The sequence below is a fragment of the Roseateles sp. GW823-FHT07B05 genome, assembly GCF_058794515.1.
The window spans coordinates 42251-55086 of the sequence record NZ_JBXAGX010000001.1; the positions used below are offsets into that span (position 1 = coordinate 42251).

Below are 12836 nucleotides of genomic sequence, written 5' to 3' on the forward strand. Positions count from 1 at the left end.
CAATCCCTGGCATGGTCAAGCAACGCACCCTGAAGTCGATCACGCGCGCCGTCGGCGTGGGCATCCACAGCGGCCAGAAGGTCGAGCTGACGCTGCGCCCGGCACCCATGGACACCGGCATCGTCTTCCGCCGCGTGGACCTGTGCCCGCCGGTGGACATCCCGGTCAGCGTCATGTCGGTCAGCGACACGCGCATGGCCACCACCATCAGCCCCGGCGGCGACCCCGGCGGCCCCAAGGTGCAGACCATCGAGCACCTGCTGTCGGCCTGCGCCGGCCTGGGGCTGGACAACCTCTACGTCGACATCAACGCCGACGAGGTGCCGGTGCTGGACGGCTCGGCCGCCAGCTTCGTGTTCCTGCTGCAGTCCGCCGGCATCGCGATGCAGGACGGCGCCAAGCGCTTCCTGAAGGTGAAGAAGCCGGTCGAGGTGCGCCAGGGCGAGGGCAAGAAGCTGATGTGGGCGCGGTTGGCGCCGCATCACGGCTACACGCTGAGCTTCGAGATCGAGTTCGACAACCCGGCCGTGGCGGCCACCGGCAGCCAGTACGTGTTCGACATGGGCTCCGGGCTCTACAAGAAGGACATCGCCCGCGCGCGCACCTTCGGCATGACGGCAGACATCGACCTCATGCGCTCGCGCGGCCTGACGCTGGGTGGTTCGATGGACAACGCCATCGTCGTGGACGACTACAAGGTGCTGAACGCCGACGGCCTGCGCTACGACGACGAGTTCGTGAAGCACAAGATCCTGGACGCCATTGGCGACATGCAGGTGGCCGGCATGCCGCTGCTGGCGGCCTACACGTCGTTCAAGGGCGGCCATGCGCTGAACAACAAGCTGCTGCGCGCGCTGCTGGCGGACAAGGACGCCTACGAGATCGTCCACTTCGAGGACGACCGCGAGGCGCCCAAGGGGTTCGCGGAGCTGGCGCCGGCATGGTGAATTCCGTCGCGCCATGCTGATCGCCCGCCTCGTCATCGGCCTGCTGCTGTTCGCGGCCATCGTCTGTTTCGCGCTGTCCATCGCCACCGGCCAGCCGCGCTGGCGCCGGCTGGGCGTCGTCATCATGAAATGGACGCTGGTGGCCGGCCTGGGCTTTTTCGCCGTGCTGTTCCTGGAGCGCCTGGTGCTGATGCTGTGACGCCGTTCACGCACCGGCCGGGCCACCCCTGGGCTTGCGGGGATGCCATCGCGGCGCCGGATGCTCAGAATGGCTCCACGGTCGCTGTTCGAGTTGCAGCGGCCCAGCCCGGCAGACAACAACACGCCGGGCGCCACGCGCGGAGATGGCCGGGGGGCCGGGGAAGCGCGATGGATTGGAAGAGAGAGATCGTTCGAACCGAACTTGGGCCGCTCCGTGGAGCGGCCCTATTTTTTTCAGCCCAGGTAGCGATGGCGCAGGTGGGCTTCGAAGTGCGCCGGGTTCAGTGCCTCGCCGCTGGCGCGCTTGACGAGTTCCGGCGTCTCCCAGCGGCTGGCTTGCTGCCACACGTGCGTGCGCAGCCAGTCGAACACGCCGCCCAGCTCGCCGCGCGCGATGCGGGCGTCCAGGTCGGGCTGTTGCGAGCGCATCGTCGCGAACCACTGCGCCGCGTACATCGCGCCCAGCGTGTAGCAGGGGAAGTAGCCGAACAGGCCGGCCGGCCAGTGCACGTCCTGCATGGCGCCATCCTTGAAGTTGCCGCGCGTGTCCAGGCCCAGCAGCTCGGCCATCTTGGCGTCCCACAGCGCCGGGATGTCGTCCACCTCGGCGTCGCCCTCGATGAGCGCGCGCTCGATGTCGAAGCGCAGCAGGATGTGGGCGGGGTAGGTCACCTCGTCGGCGTCCACGCGGATGAAGCCCGGCTGCACGCGCGTCAGCAGCTTGTGCAGGTTGCCGGGCTCGAACGCGGGCTGGTCGCCGAAATGCTTCACCAGCAGCGGCGCCAGCAGGCCGGCGAACGCCGGGTGGCTGCCCAGCTGCATCTCGAAGCTCAGGCTCTGGCTCTCGTGGAGGCCCATGGAGCGGGCGCGGGCGATGGGCTGGCCCAGCAGTTCGCGCGGCAGACCCTGCTCGTAGCGGCCGTGGCCGGTCTCGTGGATGGTGCCCATCAGGCTGGGCAGGAAGTTGTCCTCGCGGTAGCGCGTCGTCATGCGCACGTCCTCGGGAACGCCGCCGCAGAACGGGTGCGTGCTTTCGTCCAGGCGGCCGGCGGCGAAGTCGAAGCCCATCAGCCGCATCGCGTCCAGCCCCAGCGCCTTCTGCGCGGCGGTGGGGAAGGGGCCCACGGGCTCGATGACGGTCTCGCGCGACTGCCTTGCGGTGACGTCGCGGATCAGCCCGGGCAGCCATTGGCGCAGCGGCGCGAAGGCCTGTTCGACGTCGGCGCTGCGCATGCCGGGCTCGTAGTTGTCGAGCAGCGCGTCGTAGCGGGACAGCCCGGCGCTCTGCGACAGCAACTCCGCCTCCTGGCGCGCCAGCGCCAGCACCTCGCGCAGGTTGGGCGCAAAGCCGGCCCAGTTATTGGCCGGGCGCTGCGTGCGCCACGCGTGCTCGCAGCGGTTGTTGGCCAGGCTCTTGGCCTCCACCAGCGCCTGCGGCAGCGCGTTGGCGGCCCGCCAGGCGCGGCGGATCTCGCGCAGGTTGGCGCGCTGCGTGTCGTCCAGCGGCTCGGCGGCCGCGCTGTCCAGAAGGTGTTTCAGTGCCGGGTCGGTGGCCAACTGGTGCAGCAGGCCGTCCATCTCGGCCAGCGCCAGGCTGCGGGCCTCGTTGCCGTGGGCGGGCATGTTGGCAGCCTGGTCCCACTGGGCGATGGACTGCAGGTGGGCCAGGCGGTAGGACCGTTGCTGGCGCGCGGCCAGTTCTTGGTAGGCGGGGGTGTTCATTGCATCCATGACATCCAGGATTCGGGAATCAGCCACAGCAGGGCGGCCGTGAAACAGAGGAAGCGCAGGCCCTTGCCCAGCGCCATCCAGCCCACGCAGGGCCAGAACGGCAGTTTCAGCCAGCCGGCGACGGCGCACAGCGGGTCGCCGACGATGGGCAGCCAGCTCAGCACGCAGGCTCGCGGACCGAAGCGCTTGAGCCAGGCCAGCGCGCGCGGGTTGGGTGGCTCGCGGTGGCGCACGGCCTCCACGGCCATTTCGGCGCCGTAGCCCATCCACCAACTGACCGCGCCTCCCAGCGTGTTGCCGATGGTGGCCACGGCGATGACCGGCCAGAACATGGCCGGATCGGCCTTGACGACGAGGAAGACGGCGGGCTCGGAGCCCAGCGGCAGCAGCGTGGCCGAGACGAAGCAGATGATGAACACCGCGACCAGCCCCACCTGCGGCAGCGCCACGGCGGCCAGCATGTCGTGGATGAATTGCGCGAGCCAAGCTTCCATGCCGGCATTGTCAGCGGGGGCGGAAAGACCGGATGGCTACAATCTCGCCTCTTTTTTGAGCAGACCTTCGTGCAAATCGGCCCCCACCTCCTCCCCAACCGGCTCTTCGTGGCGCCGATGGCGGGGGTGACGGACCGGCCGTTCCGCCAGCTCTGCCGCCGGCTGGGCGCCAGCTACGCGGTCAGCGAGATGGTCACGTCGCGCAAGGAGCTGTGGGGCAGCCTGAAAACCTCACGCCGCGCCGACCACACCGGCGAGCCCGGGCCCATCGCCGTGCAGATCGCCGGCACCGACGCGGCCATGATGGCCGAGGCCGCGGCCTACAACATCGACCGTGGCGCGCAGATCATCGACATCAACATGGGCTGCCCGGCCAAGAAGGTCTGCAACAAGTGGGCCGGCTCGGCGCTGATGCGCAACGAGGCGCTGGCGCTGGAGATCGTCGAGGCCGTCGTGGCCGTCTGCCTGCCGCGCGGCGTGCCCGTCACGCTGAAGATGCGCACCGGCTGGAGCGCCGACGAGCGCAACGCGCTGCGCCTGGCGAAGCTGTTCGAGGCCGCCGGCATCGCGATGCTGACCATCCACGGCCGCACCCGCGAGCAGGGCTACAAGGGCCTGGCCGAGTACGACACCATCGCCGCCGTGAAGGCCGCGCTGGCCATCCCCGTCGTTGCCAACGGCGATGTCGACTCCCCCGAGAAGGCCCGCGACGTGCTGGCCTACACCCGCGCTGACGCGGTCATGATCGGCCGCGCCGCGCAGGGCCGGCCGTGGATCTTTCGCGAGGTGTCGCATTTTCTGGCGACGGGAGAACACCTGGAGGCGCCCACCGTCGCCGAGGCGCGCGACGTGCTCACCGAGCACCTGCACGACCACTACGGCCTGTACGGCGAGCTCAGCGGCGTGCGCAGCGCTCGCAAGCACATCGGCTGGGCCGTGCGCGGCCTGCCCGGCGGGGAAGCCTTCCGCCAGCACATGAACACCCTGGAGCGCTGCGAAGAGCAGTTGCAGGCGCTCCGCGACTGGTTCGACGAACTCGGCCAGACCCACCACCGCCTGCCACCCGCAGCGGTTCCTGCAGCCAATGACGACGAGGCCGACGACACGGCCTGCGCCGCCGCCTGAGAGATTCCACTCGCATGAGTGCCCAGAAGAACACCCCGCCCAACCCCATCGACGCCTGCGTGCGCGACAACCTCGAAGCCTTCTTCCGTGACCTCGACGGCCAGGAGCCGCACTCGATGCACGAGATGCTGATCAAGCTGGTGGAGAAACCGCTGCTGGAGATCGTCATGCGCGAGGCCGGCGGCAACCAGAGCAAGGCGGCGGAGTGGCTGGGCATCAACCGCAACACGCTGCGCCGCAAACTCACTGATCACAACCTTGGCTGACCCCACCATGGCACTCACCGCACTCCTCTCCGTCTCCGACAAGACCGGCATCCTCGAATTCGCCAAGGAGCTGCACGCTCTGGGCACCAAGCTGCTGTCCACCGGCGGCACCGCCAAGTTGCTGGCCGACGCCGGCCTGCCCGTCACCGAGGTGGCCGAGCACACCGGTTTCCCGGAAATGATGGACGGCCGCGTGAAGACGCTGCACCCCAAGATCCACGGCGGGCTGCTGGCTCGTGGTGACACGGCCGAGCACGTGGCCGCGATGGAGAAGCACGGCATCACGCGCATCGACATCCTGGCCGTCAACCTCTACCCGTTCGAGGCGACCGTGGCCAAGCCCGGCTGCACGCTGGAAGACGCCATCGAGAACATCGACATCGGCGGCCCGGCCATGGTGCGCAGCGCGGCCAAGAACTGGAAGGACGTGACGGTGCTGACCGACGCGGCCCAGTACGCCGCCGTGCTCGAAGAGCTGAAGGCCCACGGCAAGACCAGCGACAAGACGCGCTTCGCCTGCAGCGTGGCCGCGTTCAACCGCATCGCCCAGTACGACGCCGCCATCAGCAACTATCTGTCGGCGCTGCAGGATGACGGTGCCAAGGCTGAGTACCCCGCGCAGATGAACTCGACGTTCGTGAAGGTGCAGGACCTGCGCTACGGCGAGAACTCGCACCAGACCGCCGCGCTCTACCGCGACCTGTTCCCCGCGCCCGGCTCGCTGGTAACCGGCAAGCAGCTGCAAGGCAAGGAGCTCTCGTACAACAACATCGCCGACGCCGACGCCGCGTGGGAATGCGTGAAGAGCTTCGACACGCCGGCCTGCGTCATCGTCAAGCACGCCAACCCCTGCGGCGTGGCCGTGGGCGTGAACCCGGCCGAGGCCTACAGCAAGGCCTTCAAGACCGACCCGACCAGCGCCTTCGGCGGCATCATCGCCTTCAACCGCGAACTGGACGGCGCCGCGGCACAGCTCGTCGTCAAGCAGTTCGTCGAAGTGCTGATGGCCCCAAGCTTCAGCGCCGAGGCGCTGGAAGTGTTCAAGGGCAAGGTCAACGTGCGCCTGCTGCAGATCGCTTTGCCGGCGGGCGGCTCGCGCCCGTGGGATCAGGGCCGCAACGCGCAGGACGTCAAGCGCGTCGGCTCGGGCCTGCTGGTGCAGACGGCCGACAACCACTTCCTGAAGCGTGAAGACCTCAAGGTCGTCACGACGCTCAAGCCCACCGAACAGCAGCTGGACGACCTGATGTTCGCGTGGACCGTGGCGCAGTACGTGAAGAGCAACGCCATCGTCTTCTGCGGCGGCGGCATGACGTTGGGCGTCGGCGCCGGCCAGATGAGCCGCCTGGACTCGGCCCGCATCGCGTCCATCAAGGCCGGCCATGCCGGGCTGACGCTGGCGGGTTCGGCTGTCGCCAGCGACGCTTTCTTCCCGTTCCGCGACGGCCTGGACGTGCTGGCCGATGCCGGCGCCACCTGCGTCATCCAGCCGGGTGGTTCGATGCGCGACGACGAAGTTATTGCCGCCGCGAACGAGCGCGGCATCGCCATGGTCCTGACCGGCGTGCGCCACTTCCGGCACTGATTCGGATCGGTGCCGGATTGGCGGGCCGAGCGCCGGGCCGCCCCCAAGCCGGCCCGCGCTGGCGATGCCCGCGGCTCGATGCCGCGGGCATCGCCGTCCCCTCGGGGGCTGAGGCCGGACACATTGAGCCCAGTGGGCTCGATGTGCCTGCCGAAGCGCCACGGCCACTGGCCGCGGCGCGGTCCCGACCGGGCTCGCCCGTGTTCAGCGGTGCGAGATCGGGCGAGGGGCTTGTTGTCACCTGCGGGACTAGACGCAGCCCTCTAGTCCAGGGCCGCCCCTGTTGGGGCGCCCACCACTTGCGGTTAGCCTCACCGGATTCGATCCAGAACCGGAGACAAGCCCATGGACACCGCGCTGCAGGAACGCCTGCACCTGGCGCTGACGGCGCAGCGCCGCGCGTTCGACGCCGAGCGCATGCCGTCCTACGCCGTGCGCCGAGACCGCCTGGAGCGGCTGCTCAACATGACGCGCCAGCACGGCGAAGCGCTGGCCGCCGCGATGGCGCAGGACTTCGGCCACCGTGCGCGCCAGGAGTCGCTGCTGGCCGACATCTTCACCGTCGAGGCCGGCGCGCGCCACGCGCTGAAGCACCTGCGCGCGTGGATGAAGCCGCGCCGCGTGGCCACGCCGCTGCACTTCCTGCCCGGCCGCAACGTGCTGATGCGCCAGCCGCTGGGCGTCGTCGGTGTCGTTGCGCCCTGGAACTACCCGTACTACCTGGCCATGGAGCCCGCCGTCGCCGCGCTGGCGGCCGGCAACCGTGTGCTCATCAAGCCGTCGGAGCTGACGCCGGCCACGTCCGAGCTGATGGCGCGCCTCGTCGCCGAGCACTTCAAGCCCGAGGAGATGCTGGTCATCACCGGCGACGCCGAGGTCGGCAAGGCCTTCACGCAGCTGCCGTTCGACCACCTGTTCTTCACCGGCTCCACCGCCGTGGGCCGCCATGTGGCCCAGGCCGCGGCGAAGAACCTGACGCCGGTGACGCTGGAGCTGGGCGGCAAGTCGCCCGCCATCGTCGACCGCAGTTGCGACCTGGCGCTGACCGCGTCGCGGCTGGCCTTCGGCAAGCTGTTCAACGCCGGCCAGACCTGCGTGGCGCCGGACTACCTGCTGGTGCCGCGCGAGCTGGTGGAGCCGCTGAGCCAGCAGATCCTGGCCGAGATGCGCCGCATGTACCCGCGCATTGCCGGCAATGCCGACTACACCAGCATCGCCACGCCGCGCCATCACGCGCGGCTGCAAGGCCTCATCGCCGACGCGGCCCAGCGCGGTGCGCGCGTGCTGCGCACGCATGACGAGCAGCCTGACGACCGCCGCCTCGTGCCGGCGCTGCTGCTGGACGTGCCGGCGGACGCCACCGTCATGCAGGAAGAGATCTTCGGTCCGCTGTTGCCCATCGTCGGCTACGACAAGGTGGATGACGCGTTGGCCCACATCAACGCCGGCGACCGGCCGCTGGCGCTGTACTGGTTCGGCCAGGACGGCACCGCGCGCGACCACGTGATGGCCCAGACCCACGCCGGCGGCGTGACCATCAACGACTGCCTGTGGCACCTGGGCCAGGAAGACCAGCCCTTCGGTGGCGTCGGCGCCAGCGGCATGGGCTCGTACCACGGCGAGTGGGGCTTCCGCACCTTCAGCAAGGAGAAGCCGCTGTTCATCCAGTCGCGCTTCGCCGGCACCAAGCTGTTCCAGCCGCCGTATGGCCCCACCTTCGAGCGCCTGCTCGGCCTGTTGAAGAAGATCGTGTGATGAAGCGCCGCGGATTTTTGAAGTTGGGCGTCGGCGCCGCCGTCGTCATCGGCGTGGCCGGGGCGGGTGTGGCGCTCATCAAGCCGGGCCTGGTGGACGGCAAGCTGGGCCCCGGCGCGCGTGACGTGATGCGCGCCGCCGCGCAGGCCGTGCTGTCCGACCTGCTGCCGCCGCCGGGCGCCGCGCGCGATGCAGCACTGGCGCTGCAGCTGGACCGGCTGGACGCCTTCATCGCCGGCCTGCCCGCGCCCACGCGCAAGGAGCTGTCCGACGCGCTGGGCCTGCTGGCCACGGCGGCGGGCCGGTATGCGCTGGTGGGGCTGTCCAGCCCCTGGGCCACGGCCACCTTGTACGAGGTCCACGAGGCGCTCAACGCCATGCGCGTCTCCACGTCCAACACCAAGCAGCAGATCTATCACGCGCTGCGCGACCTGAACGCGGTCGCCTTCTTCAACGCGCCGGACAACTGGCGCAGCGTGGGCTATCCCGGCCCGGTGCAAATTCCATGAGCTCCATTCCCGACCCCATCGTCGACGGCCTGCAGCGTGGCTGGAAGGTGCATGGCGGCCCGCACGCCGCGCTGCCCGCCGCGCTGGACTGCGACGTCGCCATCATCGGCAGCGGTGCCGGCGCCGGCATCACGGCCGAGATGCTGGCCCGTGCCGGGCTGAAGATCGTCATCGTCGAGGAAGGCCCGCTGCGCTCCAGCCACCAGTTCAAGCAGCGCGAGACCGACGCCTACGGCCAGCTCTACCAGGAGGGCGGCGGCCGCAAGACGAAGGACCAGGTCGTCAACATCCTGCAGGGCCGTTGCGTGGGCGGCTCCACCACCGTCAACTGGACCGGCTCCTTCCGCACGCCGCCCGATGCGCTGGCCTACTGGGGCGACAAGTTCGGCCTCACGGACTTCAACGAGGCGGCGATGGCGCCGTGGTTCGAGCAGGCCGAGCGGCGCCTGAACATCGCCGACTGGCAGACCGCGCCCAACGAGAACAACGACGTGCTGCGCCGCGGCGCAGAGAAGCTGGGCATCCCGACCAAGGTCGTGCGCCGCAACGTCAAGGGCTGCTGGAACCTCGGCTCTTGCGGCATGGGCTGCCCCACCAACGCCAAGCAGTCCATGCTGGTCAGCACGCTGCCGGTGGCGCTGGACCATGGCGCCACGCTGCTGGTGCAGACGCGCGCCGCAAGGGTCGAACTGCAGGGCGACCGCGTCAGCGCGCTGGTGGCCGAGCCGGTCGCGCTGGACGGCGCCGTCACCGGCGCGCCGGTGCGCATCACCGCCAAGCACTACGTCGTCGCCGGTGGCGCCATCAACTCGCCCGGGCTGCTGCTGCGTTCCAACGCGCCGGACCCGCACGGCCTGCTGGGCAAGCGCACCTTCCTGCACCCGACGGCCGGCGGCTCGGCGCTGTTCGACCACGACGTCGCCGGCTGGGCCGGTGCGCCGCTGTCGGTGTTCTGCGACCACTTCCTGCATACCGGCCCGGTCGACGGCCCGGTGGGCTACAAGCTGGAGGTGGCGCCCGTGCACCCGACGTTCGCGATGGGCAATGGCGGCGGCATCGGCGCCGAGCTGGCCCAGCGCGCCAAGGACATGCCGCGCACGCAGCTGATGATCGCGCTGCTGCGGGACGGCTTCCATGCCGACGCGGCCGGCGGCGCCGTCAAGCTGCGCAGCGATGGCTCGCCGGTGCTGGACTACGCGGTGACCGACTACCTGCTCGACGGCGTGCGCCGCGCCTACCTGACGATGGCCGAGATCCAGTTCGCGGCCGGCGCCAAGGCCGTGCGGCCGGTGCACGAGCAGGCCGCCAACTACGCGACGCTGGCGGAGGCCAAGGCCGGCATCGCGGGCCTGGCGATGAAGCCCTTCCTCGCCACCGTCGGCAGCGCGCACGTGATGGGCGGCTGCACGATGGCCGCTGACGCGGCCCGCGGCGTCGTGCGGCCGGACGGCCAGCACTGGCAGCTCGCCAACCTGTCGGTGCACGACGGCTCGCTGTTCCCCACCAGCCTGGGTGCCAACCCGCAGCTGACGGTGTATGGCCTGGCGACGCGGTTGACGCACGGGCTGCTGCAGCGCCTGGGCGCCAAGCCCGTGATACTGGCCTGATGCCTCTGCCGCTTTCCCGCCTGGTGCCGGCCCTGTTGGCCGGCGTTGCCCTGTTCTCCCACGCCCAGCCGCCGGCCGCGGCCGAGCCCGCGGCGTCCGCCGCGTCGGCGCCGGCCGCAAGCCGTGTTGCCAAGCTGCGGGCCCAGTCGCTGCGCCCCGGTGGCACGGTCTACCCCGTCGAGCTGGCCGGGCAGGGCGTGCAGGGCACGGCCGACGTCTTCGTGAAGATCGCGCCCGACGGCACGCCGGCCGAGGTCAGCCTGCACGCGTCGTCACGCTCCGCGGCGCTGGACGAACTGGCGCTGGCCTTCGTGCGCGGCCTGCGCTTCGGCGCCAAGGCGGGCGGCAGCGGGGCGCCGCTGCCGGATGTCATCGTGCCGGTGGAGTTCATGCGCGACACGGTCGAAAGCCTGGCGGCCAAGACCTGCGCCGAGTTCAACACCGACACGGCCTACTTCAAGGCCACCTTCCCCGAGACCGAACCGTCGCACATGCCGGTGGTGCGCATGACGACGGGCATGCTGCTGCTGGCCGGCATGCCGCGCCAGAGCGGCGAGGCGCTGGTGGCGCAGGCGAAGCAGCTCAACGCGGCAGCGGCGGGCATCGCGGCCGCCTGCGAGGCGGCGCCCGACGCGCTGTATTCGAAGGTGTTCGTCGAGCTGGTCAAGAAGGCCCGCTGAGCGCTGCGCCCGCGCGGCGGACGAGAATCGTCCGCATGCCCCTGCCACCTGCCATCACCCTGGCCACCGCGGCCGATGCCGACGCGCTCGCCGCCTTCGCCGCCCAGGCCTTCACCGACACCTACCGCGGCCTGGACGACGCGCAGGAGATTGCGGACTACGTCGCCGAGCACTTCACGCCCGACGTGATGGCCGGCGTCATCCAGGACCCGGCCTGCACGACGCTGCTGGCCCGCATCGACGGCCAGCTGGCCGGCTACGCCGTGCTGCGCGACAAGCCGGCGCCGGCCTGCGTGGCCGGGCCGGCGCTGCTGCAGCTGTGGCGGCTGTACCTGGGCCAGGGCTTCATCGGCCAGGGCCTGGGCGCGCGGCTGATGGGCGAGGTGCAGGCCCGGGCGCGCCAGCGCGGCGCGCACACGCTGTGGCTGGGTGTCTACGATCGCAACGTGCGGGCCGTCGAGTTCTACCGGCGCTTCGGCTTCGCGCAGGTGGGCACCGACGAATTCCTGTTCGGCGGGCGCCTCTACACCGACCCCATCTACGCCACGCCCGTCACGGAGATTCCATGATCCAAGGTTCCTGCCTGTGCGGCGGCGTGAGCTGGCGCTTCGACGGCCAGCCCGACGGCGCCACGGCCTGCAACTGCACCGCCTGCCGCCGCTACGGCACGCTGTGGGCCTACGACTACGTCGACGAAGGCATCCACGTATCCGGCCCTTCCAAGGCCTATGTGCGCGGCACGGCGCTGGAGTTCCACTTCTGCCCCAGCTGCGGCTGCGTGACGCACTGGCGCGGCCTGCGGCTGGACGAGCAGGGTCGCCGGCGCGTTGCCGTCAACCTGCGGCTGGCCGAGCCGGCCGCCGTGGCCGACATCCCCATCGACCATTTCGATGGCTTCGACACCTTCGACGACCTGCCGCGCGACGGGCGCTGCGTGAAGGACTATTGGTTCTAGCGGGCGCCTGCGCCTGCAGGTAAAGCCTTGAAACCGGACAGCCCGGCGCCAGATCCGCGACGCACACTGCCAATCTGGCTTGAGGAGTCCGCGATGAAGTTCACCCGCTTGCTGCTGATGTGCCTGGCGCTGCTGTCCACGCTGTGGCTGGGCACGGCGCATGCGCTGCCCACGGTCGACCAGGTGCAGGCCGCCACGCAGCGCGGCGACTACGCGGGCGCCGAGAAGATGATGCGCGAGGTCGTCGCCGCCAAGCCCGACAGCGCCCGCGCCCATTACGTGCTGGCCGAGTTGCTGGCCCACCAGCGCCAGTTCAAGGAAGCCGCCGAGCACACCCGCCGCGCCCGCGCGCTGGACCCGGCGCTGAAGTTCACCGACGCGGCGCGCTTCACCGCCTTCGAGCAGTTGCTGCAGCGCGAGCAGGTGGCCGAGGCCCGGCCCACCGCGCCCGCGGCGCTGGAGCCGCTGCCGGCGCCGCCGGACGCCGCACCGGTGGAGCGCGTTGAACGCACCGAGCGCGCCGGCTCCTTCGGCGGCGTGCCCATCTGGCTGCTGGTCGCCGGTGTCATCCTGTTCATCGGCCTGGCCGTGCGCTTCATGCGCGGCCGCACCTCGCAGCCTGTCCAGCCGGCGTATGGCGGCGGCTTCAGCCCGGGGCCCAACATGGGCTACGGCGGCGGCATGCCACAGGCACCTTCCAATGGCCCGGGCCTGATGGGCGTGGGCCTGGGCGTGGCCGGCGGCGTGGCGGCCGGCATGCTGGCCGAGCGGCTGTTGCACGGCGGGCATGACGAGCGCAGCCTGCCCAACAACGCCGGCGCCGGCGCGCCGGGCGGCCTCATGCCCGGCAGCTTTGGCGGTGGCGACTTCGGCGCCGCCGACGAGCTGACCCGCCGCGACATCGACTTCGGCAGCGGCGATGGCTGGAGTGGTGGTGATGCCGGCGGCGGCAGCGACGGCGGCGGCGACTGGTAACCCCCG

Annotated in this window: 14 protein-coding genes; 12 read left to right on the top strand and 2 right to left on the bottom strand. The window is 70.5% G+C overall.

Going from position 1 to position 12836, the window contains the following annotated elements:
• The first annotated feature begins 11 nt into the window (after nt 1–11).
• Nucleotides 12–947: a UDP-3-O-acyl-N-acetylglucosamine deacetylase gene (gene lpxC, locus AC1Q7O_RS00190; RefSeq protein ID WP_492660281.1), complete on the top strand. Its 936-nt coding sequence runs from the start codon at nt 12–14 to the stop codon at nt 945–947.
• A 13-nt stretch (nt 948–960) separates the two neighbouring features.
• Nucleotides 961–1146, top strand: a complete 186-nt coding sequence (locus tag AC1Q7O_RS00195) for a hypothetical protein (protein ID WP_492660280.1) — start codon at nt 961–963, stop codon at nt 1144–1146.
• A gap of 236 nt (nt 1147–1382) precedes the next feature.
• Here AC1Q7O_RS00195 and AC1Q7O_RS00200 read toward each other — a convergent pair whose 3' ends face one another.
• Complete coding sequence (locus AC1Q7O_RS00200) at nt 1383–2870, bottom strand: carboxypeptidase M32 (RefSeq protein ID WP_492660279.1); 1488 nt, start codon at nt 2868–2870, stop codon at nt 1383–1385.
• Entirely contained in the window at nt 2867–3373 is a 507-nt protein-coding gene (locus AC1Q7O_RS00205) for a YqaA family protein (protein WP_492660278.1), read from the bottom strand. Before AC1Q7O_RS00205 ends, AC1Q7O_RS00200 begins: the two co-directional genes overlap by 4 nt.
• Nucleotides 3374–3442: 69 nt before the next feature.
• Here AC1Q7O_RS00205 and dusB point away from each other — a divergent pair, with 69 nt between their 5' ends.
• The 10 genes from dusB (at nt 3443) to AC1Q7O_RS00255 (ending at nt 12830) form a co-directional block, all read left to right on the top strand.
• Nucleotides 3443–4498 (top strand): tRNA dihydrouridine synthase DusB, encoded by a 1056-nt coding sequence (gene dusB / locus AC1Q7O_RS00210; protein ID WP_492660277.1) that lies wholly within the window; start codon nt 3443–3445, stop codon nt 4496–4498.
• Between the two features lie 14 nt (nt 4499–4512).
• Nucleotides 4513–4764, top strand: a complete 252-nt coding sequence (locus AC1Q7O_RS00215) for a helix-turn-helix domain-containing protein (RefSeq protein ID WP_492660276.1) — start codon at nt 4513–4515, stop codon at nt 4762–4764.
• 7 nt (nt 4765–4771) lie between these two features.
• Complete coding sequence (gene purH, locus AC1Q7O_RS00220) at nt 4772–6349, top strand: bifunctional phosphoribosylaminoimidazolecarboxamide formyltransferase/IMP cyclohydrolase (RefSeq protein ID WP_492660275.1); 1578 nt, start codon at nt 4772–4774, stop codon at nt 6347–6349.
• Nucleotides 6350–6694: 345 nt separating this feature from the next.
• A complete protein-coding gene (locus AC1Q7O_RS00225) occupies nt 6695–8104 on the top strand; it encodes a coniferyl aldehyde dehydrogenase (protein ID WP_492660274.1) in 1410 nt (469 codons plus the stop codon).
• Nucleotides 8104–8613 carry a hypothetical protein gene (locus tag AC1Q7O_RS00230; protein ID WP_492660273.1) on the top strand — a complete coding sequence of 170 codons (510 nt, stop codon included), beginning with the start codon at nt 8104–8106 and terminating at the stop codon, nt 8611–8613. Before AC1Q7O_RS00225 ends, AC1Q7O_RS00230 begins: the two co-directional genes overlap by 1 nt.
• Nucleotides 8610–10220, top strand: coding sequence for a GMC family oxidoreductase N-terminal domain-containing protein (locus tag AC1Q7O_RS00235; protein WP_492660272.1), 1611 nt, complete (start codon nt 8610–8612; stop codon nt 10218–10220). Before AC1Q7O_RS00230 ends, AC1Q7O_RS00235 begins: the two co-directional genes overlap by 4 nt.
• Nucleotides 10220–10900 carry an energy transducer TonB gene (locus AC1Q7O_RS00240; RefSeq protein WP_492660271.1) on the top strand — a complete coding sequence of 227 codons (681 nt, stop codon included), beginning with the start codon at nt 10220–10222 and terminating at the stop codon, nt 10898–10900. Before AC1Q7O_RS00235 ends, AC1Q7O_RS00240 begins: the two co-directional genes overlap by 1 nt.
• Nucleotides 10901–10935: 35 nt before the next feature.
• Nucleotides 10936–11469 (top strand): GNAT family N-acetyltransferase, encoded by a 534-nt coding sequence (locus tag AC1Q7O_RS00245; RefSeq protein WP_492660270.1) that lies wholly within the window; start codon nt 10936–10938, stop codon nt 11467–11469.
• A complete protein-coding gene (locus tag AC1Q7O_RS00250) occupies nt 11466–11855 on the top strand; it encodes a GFA family protein (protein ID WP_492660269.1) in 390 nt (129 codons plus the stop codon). The genes AC1Q7O_RS00245 and AC1Q7O_RS00250 overlap by 4 nt, the downstream gene beginning before the upstream one ends.
• A gap of 93 nt (nt 11856–11948) precedes the next feature.
• Nucleotides 11949–12830 (top strand): tetratricopeptide repeat protein, encoded by an 882-nt coding sequence (locus tag AC1Q7O_RS00255; RefSeq protein WP_492660268.1) that lies wholly within the window; start codon nt 11949–11951, stop codon nt 12828–12830.
• Nucleotides 12831–12836: the final 6 nt, after the last annotated feature.

Bases quoted from the DNA above. Each gene is read 5' to 3' on its own strand.
- lpxC (WP_492660281.1), top strand. From the start codon at position 12: ATGGTCAAGCAACGCACCCTGAAGTCGATCACGCGCGCCGTCGGCGTG.
- AC1Q7O_RS00195 (WP_492660280.1), top strand. From the start codon at position 961: ATGCTGATCGCCCGCCTCGTCATCGGCCTGCTGCTGTTCGCGGCCATC.
- AC1Q7O_RS00200 (WP_492660279.1), bottom strand. From the start codon at position 2,870: ATGAACACCCCCGCCTACCAAGAACTGGCCGCGCGCCAGCAACGGTCC.
- AC1Q7O_RS00205 (WP_492660278.1), bottom strand. From the start codon at position 3,373: ATGGAAGCTTGGCTCGCGCAATTCATCCACGACATGCTGGCCGCCGTG.
- AC1Q7O_RS00215 (WP_492660276.1), top strand. From the start codon at position 4,513: ATGAGTGCCCAGAAGAACACCCCGCCCAACCCCATCGACGCCTGCGTG.
- purH (WP_492660275.1), top strand. From the start codon at position 4,772: ATGGCACTCACCGCACTCCTCTCCGTCTCCGACAAGACCGGCATCCTC.
- AC1Q7O_RS00225 (WP_492660274.1), top strand. From the start codon at position 6,695: ATGGACACCGCGCTGCAGGAACGCCTGCACCTGGCGCTGACGGCGCAG.
- AC1Q7O_RS00230 (WP_492660273.1), top strand. From the start codon at position 8,104: ATGAAGCGCCGCGGATTTTTGAAGTTGGGCGTCGGCGCCGCCGTCGTC.
- AC1Q7O_RS00235 (WP_492660272.1), top strand. From the start codon at position 8,610: ATGAGCTCCATTCCCGACCCCATCGTCGACGGCCTGCAGCGTGGCTGG.
- AC1Q7O_RS00240 (WP_492660271.1), top strand. From the start codon at position 10,220: ATGCCTCTGCCGCTTTCCCGCCTGGTGCCGGCCCTGTTGGCCGGCGTT.
- AC1Q7O_RS00245 (WP_492660270.1), top strand. From the start codon at position 10,936: ATGCCCCTGCCACCTGCCATCACCCTGGCCACCGCGGCCGATGCCGAC.
- AC1Q7O_RS00250 (WP_492660269.1), top strand. From the start codon at position 11,466: ATGATCCAAGGTTCCTGCCTGTGCGGCGGCGTGAGCTGGCGCTTCGAC.
- AC1Q7O_RS00255 (WP_492660268.1), top strand. From the start codon at position 11,949: ATGAAGTTCACCCGCTTGCTGCTGATGTGCCTGGCGCTGCTGTCCACG.